Raw genomic sequence first — 20,853 nt, forward strand, 5'->3', positions numbered from 1 at the left:
GTGATGTGAAATCACATGATATGATTTCACATCACTTCACATGGACTTACAACAACACATTAGCCAGTTGCCGCATAACGGCAGTCGGCATGTCTGACAGCTTGTCGATGACGACATGCTTGCTATAGAAACCGGCAACAGCGTCGGTTTGAATGCCGATGCCGACGGTTTCTATGCCCTCGCTGTTCAGCTTATCGACGACATGCTTGAGGTGGAAGTGCTGGGCGACATAATCGCCAGGACAGCATGGCTCACCATCAGACAGGGTCAACATAACTTTTCGCCGCTCTGGTCGCTGTCGCAGGCGCTCAGCGGCGTAGATCAGGCATTCACCGTCAGGGTTCTGGTTCAGAATCCCCAGCATGGGCAAGGCCGCGAAGTTGTCTCTCTTTGCGTCCGTCAGCCTGTCATTGAATGACTTCAAGATCGGCATCAGAATCGTCTCAGAGCGGCCATACTTCTTGCCCATCGCCGACAACTCCCTACTTGATTCGGCAAAGCCGGAAGATGATGGGAAACAGCCGGCAGTCGTAAAGGCAATGACCTCGTGCGGAATCTTGAGTCTGTCCAGGGTGTCGGAAAGCGCCAATGCGGAACTCGTGGCCACATGAATGCGGGAGCCTGACATCGAGCCGGAGGCGTCAACCAAGATGGTAAGCGCCGTCTCCATCTTGATGCCGTCTATGCGGCGCCGGAACACACGATCATCGCCGACTGCCAGGCGATGCAAAGAGGCCCCATTGAGTCTCCCTGAGCGACGGCCGGCCTCCCAAGAAGAGAGCGAGCGGGAGGCTAAAATCCGCTCAATGTCCTTCTGCATGGCCCCGACCATCGGTCGATACTCGTCCTCGATTTGCGACACGTATTCGCGCAACTTGCTGGACTCAACTCGCCCCCGCTCAGCAATCAGCTGCTCCATCGGGACTACGCGGTCAAAGTCCCTACTGAATATCAAATAGTCCTGGTGCGCAATGGACTCTAATGTGTCTTTACGGATCGCATCAGACAGTGCGTCGTCAAAGCTCTCGACCTTGGCCAAGTCATCGTCCGACAGGTATGGCTCTGCAGCGCCCGCATCGGACTCACCCCCTTCGCCGGCACCACTCTTTTCGCCATCGCCTTCATCAGCGTCCCCGTCCTCTCCATCAGTCGCAGAGTCCCTTCCAGACGATCCGCCGGGCGGCGAGTCTGCCTCCTCACCCCCTTCCCCCTCGGCTCCGCCCGGCCCAACATCATCACCCTCTTTGCCATCTTGCTCGTCGTCGGGCTTTTCCTCCGGCCTAGCTTCTTCGTCCGCTTTTCCTTCTTTCGGCGGAGGTTCGTCACCAGCCGCGCTCTCCTTCGGCTTCTCTTTTTCCTCTCCGCCTTTTGACGACTTTGTGGGCTTTTCTTTCTTTTCAGTTTTTGAACCCGAGCCGCCCTTCTCGGCGCCGCCCCCTTTTTCTTCCGGCGCCTCTGGTTCAGTCAGAATTTTCTTCAGCTCCAGCGTCAGCGCAAGAGCGTCGTGGGAGGAGCGCATGCTTCTCAGCCGGCCTTTGAACTCTTCAGGAACGCGCTCGTTCAATCCGTCCGTGAACCCCCACTTGTCTGCCATGAAGTTGATCATCGGCAGCTGGCCGCCCCAAGCGCGAAGGGCGCAGTTCAGCAACAGCTGCTTTCGCCGTTCCGGGTCTGCCATGCCTGGTATGACGACCTTGTTGATGAAGAATTGACGTGTCCGGTCAAGATTGTATGCGGCCCCGCGGAAGCGTTTTTCTTGCGCAGCTTCGACATAGACGTCCTCGACGATGTTGTGCAGCGCCTGGACGTTGAGCGCACGCGCCTTCTTCAATGCAGCAGGGTCAGAGTCGAGAACATGGCCAATCTCATGGTCCACAAAGCCCTGGATTGCGTCGCAAAGCTCCTCGCTTGCATCATCAGGAACGTATGGCACGTAAACCGCAATTGGGACTCCTGCGTTATTGTATTCAACCTTGGCGATGAGGCCTCTTTGTATGACTTTTATCTTGCGAGAAGCGAGGATCTCGACCACCCTCGTTATGGCCTCGCGCAGTATCTGAACTCGTGTAAGCATTTGTCATCACCAACGGGATATTAAAATCAGTTATGCAATACTAAAATCATTTTATTGGAAGTAAATAGTAAGTCATGTATGACTGATTAACTCTCGACTAAAGAAACGGTCAAAAATTCACCGGAAGAAGGGTTTTGGACGGCCAACATCTCCCGCCCGGCCTCTTTGTTGTAAAAGCGTATCACTCGAAGCCCGGCTACTATGGAGTTGTTCAACACTTCGCCATTTTCAAGGACATTAGCAATAAAAGATGCATTTTCTCCATCAACTACTAAATGATGCACGGTTTGCGCTCCTGTTCAGAAAGAATTGTTTTACTGACCTTACCCGATACGCATTGGCCGATCTGGCCGAATAATTATTCTAGTCACTCACTACTGATTTTTATTGTTGAAATTTCGCTCAGGCTGTTTATCATACAGCTAGAGCTAACAGTCAGTAGTTAGTTATGTTGTGGCGCAAATTATTACAAACGGTGACACATCTGTAAAGATATGTTACTTAATGCGGCATACTTGCATGATTGACGCTTGCAGATGGCTGTCTTTAGAGCGTGATCGCCAACATCAAGGGGGGGCGATGCGTTCTAACTCCAGCACTATGACTCTATGATATTGTCAATGCAGCAAATCTGCATTAATATATCAGTCATTTTTGATTTATACAATCTGCAAAAATCAGTCATACATTATTGTTTTTTTTGAATGAGGTTTCACTATGCGTAAGACGATCAATTCTAACAAGCCGACGAAGCGGGCCGCGTCCGTAGCTAACTATCTGTCCGCAATGATGGATTTGACCGGCAAGACCCAGAAGCAGATAGCAGAAGAGGTCGGCTACCCGCGGCAAAACGTGATCAGCATGATCAAGAACGGCGACATCAACATGCCGCTGGACAAGACGCCTGAGTTTGCCAAAGCGATCGGTGCAGACCCGGCTCACTTGCTGATGATTGCTTTACGCGAGTATCAGCCTGGCGTCGCGGCAGTCATTGACTCCCTCTTGGGCCGCGAGGTTGTGACCGAGAAGGAGCGGACTCTACTGAAGACCCTCCGAGAGCTGTCGCCCTACAACGATCTGGTCGCAGAGACCGAAGAGGAAATTGAAGCCCTCAAGCTGTTTGTAGAGATCGCATCCAAACGCCAAGCCCTGCGCGTCGTAGATAAAGATGCGCTCAAAGACGCCTGACCAAGTCCCCTCCCCTCCCCCTTTTAAGAACTGCCCCAGCGTATTGAGCGGGGCATTTCTTTTTGTCTTGGCCCTCCAAAAATGTCCTAAAAGATACATTTTCGGACATTTCTTCCTAAGTCATTGAGAATCAAGTTTCTTTATTTCTCCTTGCGGGCTGCTTATGCCGTCTGCTACCTTTAGACCGTCCGTTTGAGGGGGGTCCATTGGCATGAAAACAACACATGAAGGCAAGCGCAGCGCTGGCGGTGGCCGGCGCCAGGTTCGCCCTGCGAATCCAAGAGGGAAGGCGCCCACCTTCACCGAGCTTGAGCTGGATGATGTTTTCGACTCCTTCAATCACCGCTACGACAAACGCGACCGGGTAATTTTCATGTTCAGCTTTTTCTTGGGCCTGCGCGCGAAGGAGTTGGCGGGCCTCAAGTTAGGCGACGTGCTGCATCCGTCAGGCCAAGTGAAGGCGGGCGTCCGGCTGCGGGCAGAAACAACGAAGGGCCTCAAAGTCCGCGAGACTTTTCTGGAGAAGAAGGAGTTGCTCGAAGCCCTGGACGACTTCCTTGCAGAACGGAAAAAGCAGGGGCGTTTCGATATGGATCAGCCGTTGTTCATGTCGCAAAAGGGTGGCCATTTCTCGCCAAATACCATGCAAAAGCTGTTCGCCAGACTGTTCCTGAAGGCGGGCTTTAGAGGCTCCTCGCACTCAGGAAGACGCACATTTGCAACACGTCTAAATGCAATGGGCGTTGACCTTCGTTCGATTCAGGTTCTGATGGGGCATGCCTTTGTCAGCACCACTCAAGGTTACGTAGAGACATCGCCCGAGCGTCTTCGCAAGTTCATCAAGCTGCTGTAAATCCTTGAAAGGGAAGGGCGCACAGCGCGCTACATATCAATATCATTTCATACCAACCCATATCATATCAATTGATTTGGATTGCATTGACTTCGTTTGAACTGATTTGATTTGAATTCAATTCAAATCATTTAAATTGATATGGTTTCAATTCATTTGAGTTCACATCAATTCAATTTCTTGCTACTATAAATTTTTTAGGAGCCGATCATGCAGAGCAAAATCCTGTTCATTGCGAACTCGAAGGGTGGCTGCGGTAAGTCCACCACCACCTGGAACCTCGCCGCTACCGCCGCCAGCAATGGACTCCGTGTTCTGCTGATCGACACTGACCCCCAAGGCACCACGATGATCTGGAGCCAGCTACGCAATACGTTTGGCGTGGAGCCTAGCATCGTGACTGTGTGTATTCCTGCAGACGCCCTCGGCTCACAGGTCATCGACCTGGCCAAGAACTACGACCTGACCATCATTGACCCCTCTGGCGGCTTCAGCAGCGCGCTATACGCGGGGATGGTGATTGCAGACCTTTCGCTGTGCCCGGTGATGCCTAGCGCGACTGACGCGATGGCAATGGGCAAATTCGTTGAGGTGGTGAAGAGTGTTGAGATGCGTATCGGCCGCCCACCCGTTGTCCGAGCCTTCATCAACGGCGCCAGCACCAATCGCTCGAATTCCGATGAAACCAACGAGTGCATCGACTTCCTGCACAACACGCAAATGAGCGTCATGGGCAAACGCCTGGCAGTGCAAGATGTTGCCCCGTTGATGGAAACGGTGATCTATGAAAGAAAAGTCTGCAGAACGGCTTACAAGGCCGGCCGCGGTGTGGTTGAAATGGAAGCCAGGAGTGACTCCAACGCAATCGCCCAACAGGAGTATCAAGCCCTGCTGAACGAGGCTCTGGCCATTCTGGAGAGAACATGAACAAAGACCCGCAAAAGCTGAACAAAGCGCCTGCACTTACCGACCTGCCGACCCTTACTGTGGGCGGAACACCTGTGCCTGCTCTTGCTGTAAGTGATCAAGACAAGCTGGCAGCACTTGAGGCTGTAAAAGGCCAAGGAGAGCAGGACTCGGATCTGGCGGTGACTGTCACTCCTAAGTTGCAAACAGCGATCCAGGAAGAGAAGTTGCCTTGGGTTGATGCGAATCCGCGTGTGATCGAGAACTTTCAGCTGCGCATTCCTGAGCCACTGAAGAAGAAGTTGGAGTGGGTAGCCAACAACACACCGAAGGCGAGCCAGCATGCATTGGCGTTGACTGCGCTTGAGAAGATGCTTGATCGTATGATCAGGAAAGCTGGCGCGAAGCCGTAATCTCTGTCGTTTTCGTCATGAGGGGCGCTTCGGCGCCCTTTGCTTTTGGACGACGCTTTCAGTTAATTAGAGTTAAAACAAGTTAAATCGCGCGTGCGCGTGCGCGCGTGTTACGGTTTCTGGATTGCCTGTCTGGCGGGGCTTTGCGGGCTATTAGTGCAGGTGAAACTACGTAGATAAGGCTGTGGACAAGCATTGTCTAATGCAGTTGAAACCACGGAGCCGCGCAGGCGAAACCACGATTGGCTGCAGTTGATCCCTCGATGGGGTGCAGGCGAAACCACGTTCAAGTGCAGCTGAAACCACGTTGTCGGAACTGCAGGCGAAACCACGAAGGTCCAATCTGCTGCAGGCGAAACCACGATGCCGTAGGCTGAGGTTGGCTTCCTATGCCACCATTACCTTGCCATGCCTTGAATCTAGGCTCTTAACACTAGGAATTTTGGTAATATTGGCACTTTATACCAACTGGCCCCTTGAATGCTCCTGGTCAATACCTCGGAGATACTCTTGGGTTAGTGGTTTCGCCTGCACTTCTTGGTTCGTGGTTTCGCCTGCAGCGGTGACTTCGTGGTTTCAACTGCACTCAAACACGCTCGGCAACCCCTCTACTTCGTGGTTTCGCCTGCACTCCAATCTTCTCCGTGGCCTTGCTTCGTGGTTTCACCTGCACTTAGCTGCGCATCACTACTACGTGGTTTCGCCTGCAAGTAGCGCCGATGGCTTTGGCCGGAAGATGACCATATCCGAGTCGTCCAGCTCCAGGCTGTAGTCTGGGATGCTTTGCTCGGCTATGAGTTTGCGCAATGAGCTACGGAAGTTTCGCAGCTGGTCCTGAACGCCGCATTTCAGCCGCAGGGTATCGAGACCGATCCTCCACGTCTCTTGGCTGCCGCAGTGCTTTCTGGCGACCTCATACAGACGGCGCTCGATAGGCTTGCGCAGATCAAAATACTCGGGGTTGATCGTCAGAATCTTGCGGTCGCTGATGGCGTCAAACAGCCAGTCAGAGAGGGTGCATTCCACCCTGACCATTCTTCGCTTTCCCGCTTGCAGCTTTTCAACCACCTGCCAGCTATCAATCAGGCCGAAGCCCTGGCCGCGGCGCCGCTTGTCCGTCTCGTCCGCGATGGTGATGCTTGTCCCGCGCAGGCGTGCCATCGCGTCGTTGAAGCGCTGGTAGTCGTCCCCGGATTGGCCGCGGTGGGTCGCCCGAAGATATTCGCTGACCACAAAGCGAACGCGCTTGCTTGGCTGCTTCCCGGCGTTCATCGCCGCCATGATCTGCGAGGTGCAGTAGATCAGGATGTCCTTGTCGAAGATCGTGGCGCGGCCGACATCCACAGACGGCGATATGGTGATCTTGCGTCTACCGTCCGCGCTCTCCCAAGTGAAAACCTTGGTGTCGGGCCTGGTGGAGAGCGAGTATATCGGCGCCTCCATGCTCTCGATGTCGTCTTTGAAAGCGAACTCAAGCAAGGGAACATCCAGCTCGAAAAAATCGGGCTGGACTGGAGGCGGACTGTCGGCCTTGCTGGTTGAGCGCTTGCGCGTCTGACTCTTCTTTTGGATCAGATCTATCTGGCCAATCAGCTCCTGCGCAGTCGGCGGGATTTTCTTGTCTTCTTCACTCATGGCGAAACTATAGCTGCAAACCACATTGCAGGGCGACTAGCTCTGCATCTGCTTCAGGCATGACGCGCAAAGCGCCCTTGTAGCCCGCCTTGTATTCTGGGAATGATCTGCCCCCACTTATGCCCTCAAAGCTCGCCTGCAGCCCGACGAGGGGCATTGCGCGGGCGTGGTCCATCCATTCCCAGAAGGCATAGGGGAGGCGCAAGTGACGCGGCAGGCCCATAACGATTCGTCTGCTGGCTTCTGTCGTCGCTGCTTCGGCCGCGGCCCGCCAGGACAGCTCAACGACATCGTCGAGCGAGAGATCCAGATCCGTCTCCAGCGCAAACAGAATTGCGCGTCGGCGCGGGATGCTCAGCTCAATAAGGTCGGTGCAGTATTCACCCAGCAGACGCGGTTGACGCCTGGGCTGCGCCGGGTCGTAAGTCACGATCGGATTGTAGGGGATGGTGCCCGCGACCATCTTATCGAGCATCCGCTCAAGCAAGATGAGAACATCCTGTCGAGCCTCGTATTCAAACCCGTCGATGGCGGCCTGCTTGATGAAGGAAATGAGGTTGATTGTGGTGAGTTTTGAGGTGTCGAGTTGCCAGAGCTTGCTTTTGTTCAACACGGCGAGCGATTGGCAGTCGCCCATAAAAAGTTCGGACACTTGCATGTCTTTCTCCTGGTTGGTGCAAGCGCAGGCAAAGATTCTACAAGTGTCCGAAAGTTAGTGGGGAATTTACTGTGCCAGTTTCATGGAAATCACCTCTATGGTGTTGAGCATGTCACCCATATCCACTTCACGATTTTCTTTATCAACTACCACGAGTTTCCCCTTCCCTCCACTGACTACCCGCCAGGGCATAGTCTTGCGAAGAGCCTCAATATCAAATGGTTTTCCTGTGTCGATCACGTCAATTATCCTTATTCATTAATGACTGATTTATACCGGCGCAAGGTCGGCGATGTTTTTTATGGCGTTATCAAACTGGTCGAAAATCTCAGCCAGGGTGTTTGCGGTCGTCTTGTCCAGGCGGCGCTCCAGGAATACGGGGAGGAATGCCGAGTGCAGGCCGCCCTCCTTCTTGGGCTTCATCACGCCGTTCGCTTCGATGGTTACGATGGAGTCAATCCACTTGCCTGGGTCTCCGTCCACATCGTCGCGCATCGCCTCACCGCGAATGGAAACGTCCACTACCAGGAGAGCATCCTCAGACGCGCAGCGAAGGGAGCCGGTTCGATTGGCGTTTTTGCCATTGGCGTCTCCCGGAACCAGCTCTTTCACCCGCAGCTCAAAAGGAACGGCCAGCTTCAGCTTGACCTGCTCTTTGCTCGTGCCGTCCAGCCAGGCAGCCGACCGCTTCTTGATGATGGTTCCTTCCTTGCCCTGAGCCAGCAAAGCCGCGTAATGGGCGTAGGCCTCCTGAATCGAGAAGACCATTTTGGTTTCGATCAACTCGATTGCCGGCGGCGCATCGCCCAATTCTGCCTTGAGTCGGGTAAGGCAGGTGATCAGGCCTGCAAGACGGGCACTGTATGGCTTTTCGCTTCTGCCTTTTGGCACGATGCAGGCGAGGGGCACTTCGTCCCACAGCTTGAGCAGCGGGCGCTCGCCGGGGCCAAACGCGCCGCCCTGCAGCACGCTGTTCAAGATCCCATTGCCCTCCTCGCGCGGCAGGATCTGGCCGTGACGTTCAACAAGCATTTCACCGTGGCGTTGGAAGCCTGGTGTGAAGTATGTCCCCAGCTGGCGCTCAACTTCCGGGAAGCAGCCTTCCGGTGCCGGCGTGCCCTGGCGCGTCTTGAACTGGACACCCTCCCCGATCGGCATGTCGATGTTGAAGAACATCCCGTCTGCCTTCTCCTGGCTGAGAACGCCATTCACCCAATCCCACTCATGGAGCTTGACGTGCTTAGGCAGGGAGCAGCGCATGTAGGGGAATTCAGGCACCCAGCCTTTACGCACCTTGTTCATCGTCGAGTCGGAAAAGCCGGCGCGCATATCCTTCAGCACCACGCGGCGCAGCAGCTCGGCGCTGTCGGCGCTTAGGCGATCGAACTCTGTTTGAAGCGCGGCAATCGCGGCATTCCCGCTCAAGATGCGCTCACGCAAATTGTCGATAACGGCGAATGTGAGGCTGTCGAAGACCGCGCCGTCCGGGTTCGCGGCTGCGCGGGCCGGCAAGCTGCGAACGCCGTAGCTGTAGAGCGGGTTGTAGGCGCGCTCAAGGACGCGGGCAAGCGTGCCGTCGTCCGCCTCAACGCCTCCTTTGAGAAGGGACTCTTTCTCCTTTTTGCCGCTGACGGACGCGATCTTTTCGATCAAGGCGAAAATTTTATTGCTGTTCATATATAGTCATTCCTTACTGATTTTTATTTGCCATCATAGCGCGCGCTCTTTCGATCAAGCTCAGCGCCTTTGACGGGGTGGTTGCTGCTGATGATTTGATATGATTTGAACTCAAATCAACCCGATTGATTTCGGATGATTTGGTTTGATTTGGTTTGATTTGATGTTGCATTTTTGCGACACGTTCGGCCGCCAACTGAGCATTGATTGCTTGGGCATAATCGGTCTCTCCGCCGGCGACAGGCATCGCTCGTCGCGGAGCCGGCTGGCTGTGCCCCGCACCTCGCTGGACAATTTTTGAGCGCCAGGACGACCCCGTCTTTTCCGACACAATGCGCTCGGCCCGCTGCTCAACTGTGACCGGCACAGGGTCGTTTGCCGGGTCGTAATCTGGGCGCTGGATAAACCATATCGCCTTGCCCGCACCGATCTCCTCGCGGCGCATATCGACGCACTGGCAAGTGCCCGAACGAACGGCTTTCGAGCATGTTGGGTAGGCGTGCTCGCCAGCCGCCGGCGAGATCTTGATGATCGCCGTCTTGGTCAGACAGGCGGCGTAGTTCACGCGGCCACCGTCATGGTCGCAGGCCATCCAGAATGCGTTTCTTCTTGTGTTGCCGACGTCCTCGAAACGAACGTCAGCTGGGATGTCGGTTGGTCGGTTTGGCAGCTTCACAGCGAGGTCTCCTTACCACGTTGCCCAATGGGTATTTGTCTTGCTGGTGGTATTTTCGGGTCTGCTCGCTGGCGGGGCGTCTTGAAGCTGGGCGAAGATTTCATCGTCGCTCATCTGCGCGATTTCCTCCGGGAGCGCCCCGCCGGCGCCGGCCATGATGGCGAGCGCATCGGTCATGCGCTTAACCTCGTCCTCCGGCAATATGCCGGCCATCGTCGAGAGAAAATCGGACGCCGGGGCCGTCTCTTCGTAGCAATGTTCCGTGACGGTGAAGAACTGATAGCGGCTTGAGGACTTTGACTTCTTCCCCGCCTGGTCATCTACGGCGAGCTGCGCGGCCTTTTTGCTTGAGTAGGCGCCCACGAAGAAGGTCTTGCGCTGGCGGTCGATGGGGAAGACTGGCGCGGAGGGCGAGGAGGAAGTCGAGATTCGCGCCTTCACCTCTGCCGCGCCGGCGGCGTGCAGCAGGGCAGACCCAGCGTAAGAGGACCAGACGTAATACCGGCCTCCGACTTCAGCCTGCGAGACCTGATAGAACTTACCGCCCTTCTCCGCCTTTGCCAGACGATTCTCGATGTTTATTTTGACCAGTGACATTTCATCCCTTCCTTGCTGCCATCTTGATGCGGATCGCACTCAGTCGATCTAGTGGTTTTGCAGTGCGGTAAGCGTGACAGACGACACTCGGCGCAACCTCGTTTGGGTCTTTGCCCTTGGGAAGCAGCGCCAGGCTGGTTTGAAGGCCCAGGCCCCGCACAACCTCGGCGGCCGCGATGGCATCATCAACCGCCGCCACCTCAGCGTCCCACATGAACACCACGCGCTTGAGGCCGCGCTCATGCTTTAGGCGCTGCAGCTCCGCGAGTTGCGAGCGCTCGCCGCCGGTAGACAGGTGCTTCCCGAATGTTCCCACTGGCACCACTCCACGCAGATCGCGCTGGGTGCGCAGGGCGATGTCGGTGGCGATAACGTCAAACACGCCCTCGTTGATAATCGCGGTGTGCGCAGATCCATCGCTGGGGAAGTTGTTGGCGTTGTAAAGGTAGCGACCTGTCGATGCGAAGCCAGGCGGGAATAGGTATTTGCGCTCTGCCTTGCCGGTAATGTCGCGGCCCTGGAAGCTGACCAGCTGGCCATCCATGTCGTAGACAGGAATGATCACGCGCTGCTCGTAGAGCTGGCCCTTGCGCTGCCCGTCCAGCTCGTAGTTGAACCAGCTTTTCTCGGCGTAGCGTAGGCCGTATGCCTTGCACACGTCGGCCGTAATGCCGCGGTTCTCCAGGTAGAGCAGATTGGAGCCGTCGGCGAACGGGATGCGGTAGCTTTCGGGCAGAACCAGCTCAAGCTGCTTATCGCTTGCCGCGCTCACCTCTGATCGGCGGCGCGGGCGCCAACCGACTTCTTGCGCGAGACTGGTGATGTATTCGTCGAGCGCGCGGCCGACATTGCCAGTCAGCGCCATGATGAATGTGAACTTGTTGAACTTGGCGCTGCAGGAGCCGTGAAAGCAGTTGCCCAGACCTGTCTCGGCGTTCAGAAATACCTTCCAGTCCCGCCCGCCACACTTTGGGCACTCCTGCACGTTGAACTGCAGGCCTGACGAGCCGTAAGACTCGGTGTAGTTGACGCCCTCGCGCTCCAGAAGGTATTCCGGGTCGATGGTTTCGAGTGCGTCGAGAATTTCCGGTTTGATTGCCATAGCGATAAAAAAATGAAAGAGACGGGCAAAACTCTATGCCCGCCCCTCTGGATCAAATGACTTCGACGATGCTGTCGATGTAGATCATCGCCTCCATGTCCTGCTTCACGACGACGGTGATGTTCCCCGCCTGATTCCGTGACGCGGCAAAGTAGAGGCGCGCCTGGCCGGCGGCGATGTCTTCCTCGTTGCGGTTCAGGCTGATCACCACGTCCGCGATGCGGATCTTGTTGAAGTCTTCCGCGACGTGGGTCATGGTGACGACGCCCGCCTTTGCGCCCTCTCGGTTGGTCTGAGTGGCGGTCAGGATGGCCACGTCCTCAATCTGGGCCATGCCGCGCAAGTTCACGTAGATCGACTTGGAGTTTTCAATCGGGTTTTGGGTGAAGACTTCCGGCGCCATCAGGTCGGCATAGTCGATGACGATCAGATCGAACTTGATGCCTTGGGACCGATACTGGAGGATCAGCCGACGCAGCTCGCTCACCTTCAAGGTGCCGGTCGGGTATTCATGGATCTTGAACAGCCCCGCCTTCTTCCTGAAGGCACGGATCTTCGTGTCGATGTCCATGATCTTGGTGCCCAGCGCCATCATCGGGGTGCGGGTAATCGATGCATCGAGGCGCGCCGCAATGATCTTGGCCGCCACCTCCAGCGTCACATAGAGGACGTTGTAGCCGGCGCCGCAGGCGTTTTTGGCAAAGTTGATCATGGCGGTAGTCTTGCCCGCCTTTGCCGGCCCCATCAGAACGGCAAGCTCCTGACGGCCCCAACCCTTTTGATACAGCCGATCGTCCAGGGCGGCGTAGCCAGTGGTGACGCCTGTATCGAGTATCTTGCCGGCTGCTCGGTCTTTCCGTTCCGTGGTCCGGTTTTCTATTTCCTCAAAGAAGTCGTAGCCGGCGCCCTCAGAATTCGCGCCTACGTTTAGCGCGCGCTGGACCTCTTTCTCGATACCGGCAAAGTCGCGCTTGTCCAGCTTGTGAATCGACGACTCGATGGCCTTGGTCATCGCCTGGCAGCGTGCAAACTGCGCGACGTTGTCCACCACAAAGTCGCGGTCGCTGATGTCGATGGCGTTCAGCTTCTTGAGCCTCTCGATCACCTCCGGCACAAACTCTTTGCGGATGATCTTCTTGTCGATGTCCTCTTTCAGCAGGATTGCCTGGATGCTGCGGTCGGGCGATTTGCGATAGACCTTGTAGTAGCGAATGGCCATGTTGGCCAGCACCGCATCACAAGGGTCTTCAAAGTGCGCCGGCTCCACCAAGCCGTCAATTCGAGACATGAAGACGGAGTCGCGCAGCATCAGGGCGGCAATCTTGCTCTGAAACTCGGCGTCGAACTCAAAGGTCGCCACCGGCGAGGAGGCGAACTCGGCGTCCAGGCCTTCTTCGTAGGCAAGTTCCGCGCTCATGTCTTATTCCGCCACGCTGAAGCCGCAGATGGCGCTCTTGTAGTAGATCCAGACGCCCTTAGACGGGATGCGCAGGCTGACGGTGTAGCGGTCGCGCGCAACGATGACGCCCGATACATAGGTGCCATCTATCAGTCTGATGGAGATCTCTTTTTTCGCGTCCTGGGCGCGTGCCAGAACTGCATCGTGGCCCTTGAAGCGGTGCTGGCCGGCTTGGGTTTGGTTTTGCATCATGCGTTCCCCGTTGAAATGAAAGTGATTGATAAAATAGTCATGAATGACTGACATTATAGTCAGGAATGACTGATTTCTATCGGAAAAATTAAGCCTCTTTTCGATAGTGCTCCTCCGCCTTCATGACCATGCCAGGCCCGAAGCGCTCCATAGCGAATTGCTGGGGCAGAACCTTGTGTCGAAACATCAGAGAGGCGAGCGCCATGTGTGGGTGTGGGCGCTTGCGTATCTGGTAAGCAGCAAATGTAAGGTAAGCGTCTTGGAGGGAGGTTCCCGTGTAATTCTCCGCTTTGAATGTCGGGTTGCTAGGCACGTATAGACGGTCAAGCGTGGCGCCGGCCCAAGCCTCCCTTAGTGCATCCTGAGCGTCGCCCAGCCCCAACTCTGCCGCGATGGGCATCTGGCTGATGCCTATGGCGCTGGCTCGATCAAAGAGGTTGCGCATGGCGAAATCGTATGGGCAGCCGACGCAGTCAACCATCAGCCTGAGCCTGTGAATGCCGCGGGCGAAGACTTCATTGCCAAACGGGTCAGAGCCATGTCTTGGGGTGTAGGCGGTGGCGCAATCGATGTGGGAGTGCTGAAACTGCCGGGCCTTGTCATCGTAGGCCGCTAGGAGCAGAACTGCGCGGACATCCGGGGAGAAGAAGCGGTAGTCGAACCACGCGGTCAGGGAGGCGAATTGCTCTTGCTGAGCGTAATCTTCCGCGGTGGCCAGCAGGCGGAGGCTCGCGCGCGCCCGCGCTATGTGTTCCCTATAGTTCATAAAAGTTACACTTAAAAATTATAAATAATATTATTAATATAATTATATATATATTTTATATTAATATTATACCCAGAGGTTTCTGGATTTGAAGGGAGAATTTCTTCTCCCCTCCTGTTGCAGCGGAAATTCTCCTTAGCGCTGCGGACAATCCTTGTCGTAGCTTTGGATGATGTCCGAGACGATGTCGCTACGGACAATGTCCTCCGCGGTGAACTCCACGATACTTACCTGCGGAATCCATCCCAGCCTTGCCGCGGCGTCAGCGAGTCCCGACTGACCTTTGATGTCCTGCTGGCGGACATCCCCATTCACCACGACGCGGCAGTTCTCGCCAATCCGGGTCAGGAACATACGCATCTGTTCCGGCGTTGTGTTTTGCGCCTCATCCAAGATCACGAAGGCGTCGCGGAAAGTGCGGCCCCGCATGTAGGCCAGAGGACTCGCTTCAATCCTGCCGCGCTTCAGGAGCAGATCGACATGGCTCTTACCCAGCCGCTCGTCAAGGACATCGCGGAAGGGGGCCAGATACGGCGCGTATTTGTCCTCAAGCTCGCCCGGCAGATACCCCAGCTTCTCCCCCGCCTCCACCGCCGGGCGGGTGATGATGATCTTGGTGATCCGCGCCGCCGCAAGCTCATCGGCGGCATAAGCCCCGCAGACGTAGGTCTTGCCGGTGCCGGCCGGCCCCATACCGAAAGTGATGACCGACTCGCGCATCGCCCCCAGATAGCGCCGCTGACGCTCGGTGCGGGGTTGCAGGGGTTGGGTTATTTGGCGCAATCCTGGGCGGTCTACTGCGTCAATGGCGGTCAATACATCGCACAAGTCGGGGGCAACATTGCGCGCGCCCCGCTTTTTGCTGCGTTTCAGATTGAATGCTTCGTTGTGGCGGTTTCTGCCGTAGCTCATATTGACCTTTCATCAGGAAAACATGGCGAGACGTCGGAACGAAAAAGCCCCTTTCGGGGCGAGGTCAGTCAGATGACGAGCTGTAGTCGCTGCTGGAGGACGAGGAGCTGTCGTCTGAGTAGCTGTGGCTGGTCGAAGCATGATCACAGCTTGACCAGTCGCGGGACGACTCATTGACGGCGGACGAAACGCACTGCGCACGCTCCACAAAGTCAACTAGGGCGTTGTGACGGTCTGCGAGGTCGTTGTAGGCGCGAACGGCGTCGCTGTCGGCTGAGACAACTTCCCGTAGCCCGATAACGGCGGCAGCGGCCGCGCCCTCTTCATCGCCTCCTGCGGAGGAATCAAGACCGAAGCCGGTGCGCTGGGCGTCGAGCATGCGGACAGTGTCAGAATCAAGCCGGCAGTCGCCAGCAGGGTTGGTTGGAGGAACACGACTTTGGATCTCCTTGGTGCTCTTGACGGCGGCCGAAGCGCGACTCTCGACTCTGGCGAGAATCGCTTGCGAGGCCCTTTGCGAGTTCACTGCCATAAGCCGGGTCTCCTGCAGCTCGCGGTCAAGACGGGCTACATCTGCCTGGCGTGCTTCAAGAGCGCTTTTTGTCTGTCGAAGATCGCTTCGGCTGTCACGTAGGCTCAAAACTAAGCAAACGATAACGGCCACCCCCGCGATCATCGAGGCAACTACGGCAATGCCGAGCTTGGCTTCCATCAGGCAGCCTCCGGCTGGCGCTCTTCGGGCTGGTCATCGGGCGCTGCCGCATTACGGCGGGCGGCGTCGATGGCATCAATGGCGCCAGACAGAACGTCGCGCAGGGCGTTGGTGTTGTGCAGCTTTTCAGAGCGCCGATACAGCTTGAGCAGCTCCTCAAGCTCCTCGATGCGCTCATGCAGCTCAATGATTTCGCCCTGCTGGCTGATGAAGGTCTCGGCATACTTTTCGCCAAATGCGCGCAGGCCGCGGTGGACGATTGCACGACATACCAGGATCGCCAGCAGAGCGATGGCGACGGTGATCAGCAGTTGGGTCAGATCCATGAATTACTCCTTGTTGCCTTGCGGCTGGTCTGGACGCGAGCGGCGCTCTCCAAACCAGAAGCCGACGATCAGGCCGTTGGTTGGGCCGATGGTCTGGACGAAATCGTTCATGGTCATACGGCCCTGAACGACTCCCCAGACGCATACGGCATTGAAAACCGTCACAACCATTACCGTGACGTATGGGCGAGCCACCTTGTTGAAGGCCTCGGCGGCATCGATTTCGCGCAGGCCCCGCAGCAGGTGAAGGAAGGTGTCGATCACTGGCGCCTCACACCGGCATCAGGCCTTGCAGATAAACGGTTTTGCCGTTGATCTTGCGGGCTGTCAGCGCCTGCTTGCGCGGGTGTTCGGCCATGCCTACATGCACCCAACGGCCGAACTCCTGGATGATCTGGTCGTGGTTGATGCCCATCTTGAAGATGAAGACGGCCAGGTCATACGGAGAGCAGGCATTGCAGGTGATGTCAGCGGCGCGGCCCTTCTTGTGCGCGCTGGTGGGAGAGCCGCCAACCGCGGCATTGAGCTGTTCGCAGCGGTAGGCGCAGTTGATGTCCAGCTTCGCCTTTTCGCCGTAGCGAACCTTGAGTGCTTTCTCGATAGAGTCCAGCGTCCACGCCAGGTCGATTAGACCGGGCAGTAGGTCGTCCGGGCAGGTGTTCTTGATGCCGCGCGCCTTGGCGGTATTGCTGAACTCCATGCGCGAACGCGGGAAGGTGGACGGGAAATCCCGCATCAGGCGCCTCCTTTCGTCTTTAGGGCTATCAGGCCCAAAACGGCGAGGGCGGCCAGGCCGGCGATGATCTTGGAGAGGACACCACCCCAGAAGCTGCCGGACATCCGGTCGAGGTTGTTCAGCATGCGGGTCAGCTGGCTGTGATCAATCGCGTGCTGCGTCGGGGTCATGTCGCCAAAGTGGGCCTTGAACTCCTTGCGGATTTCTTCGCGCACCTCAGCTTTAATGCTTTCCTTGACCTCGTCGATCATCTCGCGCGCGATAATTCTTGCGAGCCTCTCCATCATCTGAATGTCCGTCGTTTGAGACGTCTCGCGTGCAGCTTCGCTCATGCCTGCGACTGTCCTTGCCGTTGTTTGTGGAAATGCCGGCTTGCGCCGGCAATCATTCATTTATTACTGACTATTTTGAGAGGGGCGCGACGTGATCCGCATTTTGCCTTGTAGGCTTGTGCTGCATTCCGCAGAGGGGCGGCCTTGTGGCGTCCATCAAAATAGTCAGTAATGACTGACAAATCTACATCAAGAATCGCCCTTTGGCAATTCCGTCAATGATTGTCGAACGCGCGCCTCTATCTCGCCATATGGCGTGAGTCTGACCGCCCCGAAGTCGTATAGCGTGATGGGCAGCTCGAACCGGCCAGACAGCGTGCCCTTCGCCCTGCCGGGTTGCTTGGCAAGGGCCACCGTTTGGCCGCCCTCTTCTTTCGCGCACACCTTGAAGGCGAAGCCATAGGTGTCCCGAGTGATCTCGTGGGCGGTGTATTTTTCATCCGCAAAGACGAAACAGCCGGGGTGAAAGCGTGAACCGGCCAGGTTGGCAACCATTTGCCGCCAGCGGTCATAAGGCATGTTGTCGAGCTGAACGATAGGGATGGGGAGCATGATCTTGCCGTCTATCAGTTCTCCGCCGGCCAGCTCGTAAACCAAGTTGGCGGCCCGCAGCATTTCGGCCTCAACATCGCCTCCGTCGATCAAAATGGGGGAGCGCGATTTGACCAGCTGGCGAATGTTGCGACGAATGAACGGCTCAGGGTCTGGGTCGTTCGTGTCGCACATCACCGCCGAACCGAGGCCGGCGCATTTGTCTTCATCATTGAGCAGCGTGATCATGTGCTCACAAACGTGGCCCCCTATCCTGAAGCGGGGCATGCCTGGGTATGCATGCCCCAGCAGCGCGGCCTGATGCTCGCTGGCGCCAAATACCAAGTTGTAGGCCAGTGCAGATTTTGCCGCTTGTTCCTGGCTGGAAGAACCGCGGTTGTATTGGGGGACGAGAAAGCTCCAGCCGCCGGCGGCCAGCCGCGCGCGCATGTCCAAGAGCTTTGTCGCCACGGTGCTGGGATACCACACGGCTTGGTAGACGATGGCCTCCAGCAGGGGCGCGAGCCAGAGAAAGCGGTTTTCCGTAATGTCGAGCGTCAGAATGGGCCGCGCGGGATCGACGATGGCGCCCTCTGGGATGGAGTGAACACGAACGGGGTAGTGACCAAGGTCAGCGATGGCCCGCCACGGGCGCTCATCGAACTCGACAAGCTCAAGTGCGCGGTCGATGTCGGCGTGGGTGATCGGATCACGCAGGGCATCGGCGACCATGTTCATGCCAATCGCCACTACCGGCGTCTGGGCCTGGCGCACGCCGAAGTAAAACTGAGCGCTATCGATGCCTTGTCGGATCAGGGCGTGTGCCCCGTATTTGTAGCCGTCGCCGGACAGCAAGACGTTCAGCGGGGTCATTTCACATACTCCAGCAGATACATGCGGCGCTCGTCGGCCGGCTCCATGCCCCAATGGTAGACATCGACAACAAAGCCCATGTCTCGAAGCCGATCGGCCGCGGCAAATGCCGGCTTGGCATCAACAATGCCTTGATCGTGGTGGTCGCGCAGTGGGTCGATGGCGATGTAGGTGCCTTCAGGCAACTGTTTCAGTAGGTCGTAGGCTGGCGGCTGGTCTGCGGAAACGATCAAGCCGACTTCAGTTTGCCGGCCAGTCTTCTCGGTCGCCATCTTCATGAATTTGAGGGCGTCCGAAAACGGCGCCAGATCCATTTTCCCGTATGTTCGGCCGCCATCTGCGTTCATGGTGCCTAGCGAAACACGCAGCGAATAACCGCCTTCGCTACGCAGGGCTTCGTCAACTGCTCGCGCGTATGTCGCTGCGGGCAGCTTGGGTAGAGCTGTCAGGTAGAAGGCGTGCGTCGGCACGGTTTTGTTGATCTCGTTCATTGCGTCAACCATAGCGGTTGGGGCAATTGCGAAGTCGCCAGATCGCATCCCTACCATCAACGACTTTTCGGTCCCGTCCAGGTGGGCGTGGATCTGTTCAAGGATCTGCTCCTTGGTCAGCGTGCGGGCCGCGACTTGCCCGGCCGGGCAGAAGCTGCAGCCGACAGCGCAGCCAGCCTGCACCGTCACGCAGACAAATGGCGACAGCCAATCAGCTCTGACGCTGTTGTATCCGTCGAATTTCTTCTCAATTACGATCATGCTTTTCCCTGAATTTTTCCTGCAGAAGTTCTGCGGTATTCGGCTTGCCGAAGTGTTCGAGCAATCCGCGCTCAATCGCCCCACCCATGCGCAGCAGAGCCTCCAGTTCCTCATAGCTACATTGGGCGCCGAGCGTGATGTCGATGGCGCGGCGGATTGCGCACTTGTAGCACTGGCCGCATCCACCGGCGAAACAGCTGTTGAGGCTGGGTAAGTCCAGACCCAGGCGCGCGCCCTCCTTGGCAAGCGCAAACTTAGTGAGGCCGCGTTCGACCAGTGGGTAGGAGACCGTGACTGGCTTGCCGGCAATCTGGCTCAGCACAGCGCTGTAGAGGCTGGTCGCCACATGATTGTTGTCGCGGAAGTTCCCCACCTCTTCGGGCAGCTGGCCAAGGTAAATGCGGTCGGGCGCCAGCGCGATGACGACGCGGGCGCACATAAGCAGGTCGCGGCCGGTAAGGTCCGGCACGCCGCCTTGGTATGGGTGGTCCCAAGGTGCGTCAAAGACGTGCGTGCCGGCCGGCAGCGAGGCCATCTCCTGCTCTTGGTTGGGCATGCCCAACTTGAAGTAGGCGGCTTCGATGCCAGACTCCTCTTGCCGGAGGATCTCGAACAAAACGCGGCTGTCGAAACCGCTGACGAGTGCGATGCTTTTCATGGCACATCCATCCAGCCGTTCGGGAAGCCGTTCGCCGTGTAGACGGTGACATTGCTGTTGCGTCCGCGGACTCTTGGCCCCGGTTGGCCACCGGCACCGCCGCCTGCGCCGGCGGAGCCGCCCGCACCGGCGGCTCCAGGGAGGTTAGGGCCTCCGCCTGCGCCGCCCCCGCCGCCGCCCCCGCCGTAACCAGTGGCACCGCCGGCACCTCCGCCACCACTGACGAAGCCACCGTTTGGACCGCCCCATCCTGCGCCGCCGCCCCCTGCGCCGCCGTCCTTCGGTTCCGCGCCCTTAGTGTTCGGTCTGGCGTAGCCTCCACCGCCGCCGCCCCCGCCCCCGCCCCCGCCGTGAAGGTTGCCGGCGACATCCAGGATCAGCGAGGGGCAATTGTTTGTGATGATGCCTGGTCCGCCATTACTGCCCCCGCCACCTGGGTTGTGGCCCCACCTCCACGCATTACCACCGCCACCGCCATTGCCACCTTTGCCAATCACGGTAACGCCGGGGTTGATCGTCACGTAAATCGGGACCGGAATGTCGTTGATATTGATCGCGCCGGTATCGACGTTGGGGGCCGTGCAGTCGCCGGTAATGAAGACATGAATGAACTGAAAGCGAGTTCGTATGAAGTCATATGCCGACATGCCGCCGCGATCTTGGCGGAGGCTTTCGGGAATGTAGCCCCAAAGGGTGTCGGGGTTGAGGACGTGCCCTTGGCCGCCGCCAATATATGCGTCGAATGAATACCCCTTGCCTCGAAGGCCGGACAGTGAGGTGGGCGGCCCTCCCGCCAAGGACTTCACCAGAGGGTCGGACATGCTG

At 57.2% G+C, this 20,853-nt stretch carries 26 protein-coding genes; 4 read left to right on the top strand and 22 right to left on the bottom strand.

Annotated elements, in window-relative coordinates; translation table 11 throughout:
- Positions 1-46: 46 nt before the first annotated feature.
- Together JHD59_RS05715 and JHD59_RS05720 are read right to left on the bottom strand one after the other, a co-directional pair.
- Positions 47-2,074, bottom strand: a complete 2,028-nt coding sequence (locus JHD59_RS05715; RefSeq protein WP_199153504.1) for a hypothetical protein — start codon at positions 2,072-2,074, stop codon at positions 47-49.
- A gap of 86 nt (positions 2,075-2,160) precedes the next feature.
- Positions 2,161-2,358: a hypothetical protein gene (locus JHD59_RS05720; protein WP_199153505.1), complete on the bottom strand. Its 198-nt coding sequence runs from the start codon at positions 2,356-2,358 to the stop codon at positions 2,161-2,163.
- A 433-nt stretch (positions 2,359-2,791) separates the two neighbouring features.
- Here JHD59_RS05720 and JHD59_RS05725 point away from each other — a divergent pair, with 433 nt between their 5' ends.
- From JHD59_RS05725 to JHD59_RS05740, 4 genes are all read left to right on the top strand, one after another.
- On the top strand, positions 2,792-3,262 hold the full coding sequence (locus JHD59_RS05725) for a helix-turn-helix transcriptional regulator (protein WP_199153506.1): 471 nt from the start codon (positions 2,792-2,794) through the stop codon (positions 3,260-3,262).
- 211 nt (positions 3,263-3,473) lie between these two features.
- A complete protein-coding gene (locus JHD59_RS05730; protein WP_199153507.1) occupies positions 3,474-4,115 on the top strand; it encodes a site-specific integrase in 642 nt (213 codons plus the stop codon).
- A gap of 210 nt (positions 4,116-4,325) precedes the next feature.
- Positions 4,326-5,042, top strand: a complete 717-nt coding sequence (locus tag JHD59_RS05735) for a ParA family protein (RefSeq protein WP_199153508.1) — start codon at positions 4,326-4,328, stop codon at positions 5,040-5,042.
- Entirely contained in the window at positions 5,039-5,434 is a 396-nt protein-coding gene (locus JHD59_RS05740) for a hypothetical protein (protein WP_199153509.1), read from the top strand. Before JHD59_RS05735 ends, JHD59_RS05740 begins: the two co-directional genes overlap by 4 nt.
- A gap of 690 nt (positions 5,435-6,124) precedes the next feature.
- Here JHD59_RS05740 and JHD59_RS05745 read toward each other — a convergent pair.
- From JHD59_RS05745 to JHD59_RS05840, 20 genes are all read right to left on the bottom strand, one after another.
- The gene (locus tag JHD59_RS05745) at positions 6,125-7,069 is read right to left on the bottom strand and encodes a replication initiator protein A (RefSeq protein ID WP_199153510.1); all 945 of its coding nucleotides are present in this window, start codon (positions 7,067-7,069) and stop codon (positions 6,125-6,127) included.
- A 7-nt stretch (positions 7,070-7,076) separates the two neighbouring features.
- Positions 7,077-7,727, bottom strand: coding sequence for a hypothetical protein (locus tag JHD59_RS05750; protein WP_199153511.1), 651 nt, complete (start codon positions 7,725-7,727; stop codon positions 7,077-7,079).
- Positions 7,728-7,793: 66 nt separating this feature from the next.
- The gene (locus JHD59_RS05755) at positions 7,794-7,967 is read right to left on the bottom strand and encodes a hypothetical protein (protein ID WP_199153512.1); all 174 of its coding nucleotides are present in this window, start codon (positions 7,965-7,967) and stop codon (positions 7,794-7,796) included.
- Positions 7,968-7,997: 30 nt separating this feature from the next.
- The gene (locus tag JHD59_RS05760; RefSeq protein ID WP_199153513.1) at positions 7,998-9,404 is read right to left on the bottom strand and encodes a hypothetical protein; all 1,407 of its coding nucleotides are present in this window, start codon (positions 9,402-9,404) and stop codon (positions 7,998-8,000) included.
- 13 nt (positions 9,405-9,417) lie between these two features.
- A complete protein-coding gene (locus JHD59_RS05765; protein ID WP_199153514.1) occupies positions 9,418-10,080 on the bottom strand; it encodes a hypothetical protein in 663 nt (220 codons plus the stop codon).
- A 12-nt stretch (positions 10,081-10,092) separates the two neighbouring features.
- Complete coding sequence (locus JHD59_RS05770) at positions 10,093-10,677, bottom strand: hypothetical protein (RefSeq protein ID WP_199153515.1); 585 nt, start codon at positions 10,675-10,677, stop codon at positions 10,093-10,095.
- 1 nt (position 10,678) lies between these two features.
- Positions 10,679-11,779: a toprim domain-containing protein gene (locus tag JHD59_RS05775; RefSeq protein ID WP_199153516.1), complete on the bottom strand. Its 1,101-nt coding sequence runs from the start codon at positions 11,777-11,779 to the stop codon at positions 10,679-10,681.
- 52 nt (positions 11,780-11,831) lie between these two features.
- Positions 11,832-13,196, bottom strand: coding sequence for a DnaB-like helicase C-terminal domain-containing protein (locus JHD59_RS05780; RefSeq protein ID WP_199153517.1), 1,365 nt, complete (start codon positions 13,194-13,196; stop codon positions 11,832-11,834).
- A gap of 3 nt (positions 13,197-13,199) precedes the next feature.
- Positions 13,200-13,427 carry an RNA chaperone Hfq gene (locus tag JHD59_RS05785; protein ID WP_199153518.1) on the bottom strand — a complete coding sequence of 76 codons (228 nt, stop codon included), beginning with the start codon at positions 13,425-13,427 and terminating at the stop codon, positions 13,200-13,202.
- A 91-nt stretch (positions 13,428-13,518) separates the two neighbouring features.
- Complete coding sequence (locus JHD59_RS05790; RefSeq protein ID WP_199153519.1) at positions 13,519-14,196, bottom strand: hypothetical protein; 678 nt, start codon at positions 14,194-14,196, stop codon at positions 13,519-13,521.
- Positions 14,197-14,331: 135 nt separating this feature from the next.
- Positions 14,332-15,108: a PhoH family protein gene (locus JHD59_RS05795; RefSeq protein WP_199153520.1), complete on the bottom strand. Its 777-nt coding sequence runs from the start codon at positions 15,106-15,108 to the stop codon at positions 14,332-14,334.
- A 64-nt stretch (positions 15,109-15,172) separates the two neighbouring features.
- Entirely contained in the window at positions 15,173-15,820 is a 648-nt protein-coding gene (locus JHD59_RS05800) for a hypothetical protein (RefSeq protein ID WP_199153521.1), read from the bottom strand.
- Positions 15,820-16,146: a hypothetical protein gene (locus tag JHD59_RS05805; RefSeq protein ID WP_199153522.1), complete on the bottom strand. Its 327-nt coding sequence runs from the start codon at positions 16,144-16,146 to the stop codon at positions 15,820-15,822. Before JHD59_RS05805 ends, JHD59_RS05800 begins: the two co-directional genes overlap by 1 nt.
- A gap of 3 nt (positions 16,147-16,149) precedes the next feature.
- Positions 16,150-16,410, bottom strand: a complete 261-nt coding sequence (locus tag JHD59_RS05810; RefSeq protein WP_199153523.1) for a hypothetical protein — start codon at positions 16,408-16,410, stop codon at positions 16,150-16,152.
- Positions 16,411-16,417: 7 nt separating this feature from the next.
- Positions 16,418-16,882, bottom strand: coding sequence for a D-Ala-D-Ala carboxypeptidase family metallohydrolase (locus tag JHD59_RS05815; protein ID WP_199153524.1), 465 nt, complete (start codon positions 16,880-16,882; stop codon positions 16,418-16,420).
- The gene (locus tag JHD59_RS05820; RefSeq protein ID WP_199153525.1) at positions 16,882-17,214 is read right to left on the bottom strand and encodes a hypothetical protein; all 333 of its coding nucleotides are present in this window, start codon (positions 17,212-17,214) and stop codon (positions 16,882-16,884) included. The genes JHD59_RS05815 and JHD59_RS05820 overlap by 1 nt, the downstream gene beginning before the upstream one ends.
- 189 nt (positions 17,215-17,403) lie before the next feature.
- Complete coding sequence (locus tag JHD59_RS05825; RefSeq protein ID WP_199153526.1) at positions 17,404-18,618, bottom strand: hypothetical protein; 1,215 nt, start codon at positions 18,616-18,618, stop codon at positions 17,404-17,406.
- The gene (locus JHD59_RS05830; protein ID WP_199153527.1) at positions 18,615-19,370 is read right to left on the bottom strand and encodes a hypothetical protein; all 756 of its coding nucleotides are present in this window, start codon (positions 19,368-19,370) and stop codon (positions 18,615-18,617) included. Before JHD59_RS05830 ends, JHD59_RS05825 begins: the two co-directional genes overlap by 4 nt.
- Positions 19,357-20,028, bottom strand: a complete 672-nt coding sequence (locus tag JHD59_RS05835; protein ID WP_199153528.1) for a 7-cyano-7-deazaguanine synthase — start codon at positions 20,026-20,028, stop codon at positions 19,357-19,359. Before JHD59_RS05835 ends, JHD59_RS05830 begins: the two co-directional genes overlap by 14 nt.
- Positions 20,025-20,849 carry a hypothetical protein gene (locus JHD59_RS05840; protein ID WP_199153529.1) on the bottom strand — a complete coding sequence of 275 codons (825 nt, stop codon included), beginning with the start codon at positions 20,847-20,849 and terminating at the stop codon, positions 20,025-20,027. The genes JHD59_RS05835 and JHD59_RS05840 overlap by 4 nt, the downstream gene beginning before the upstream one ends.
- Positions 20,850-20,853 lie beyond the last annotated feature (4 nt).

Source organism: Chromobacterium sp. ASV23, from assembly GCF_016428945.1.
Classification (GTDB): Bacteria; Pseudomonadota; Gammaproteobacteria; order Burkholderiales; family Chromobacteriaceae; genus Chromobacterium; species Chromobacterium sinusclupearum.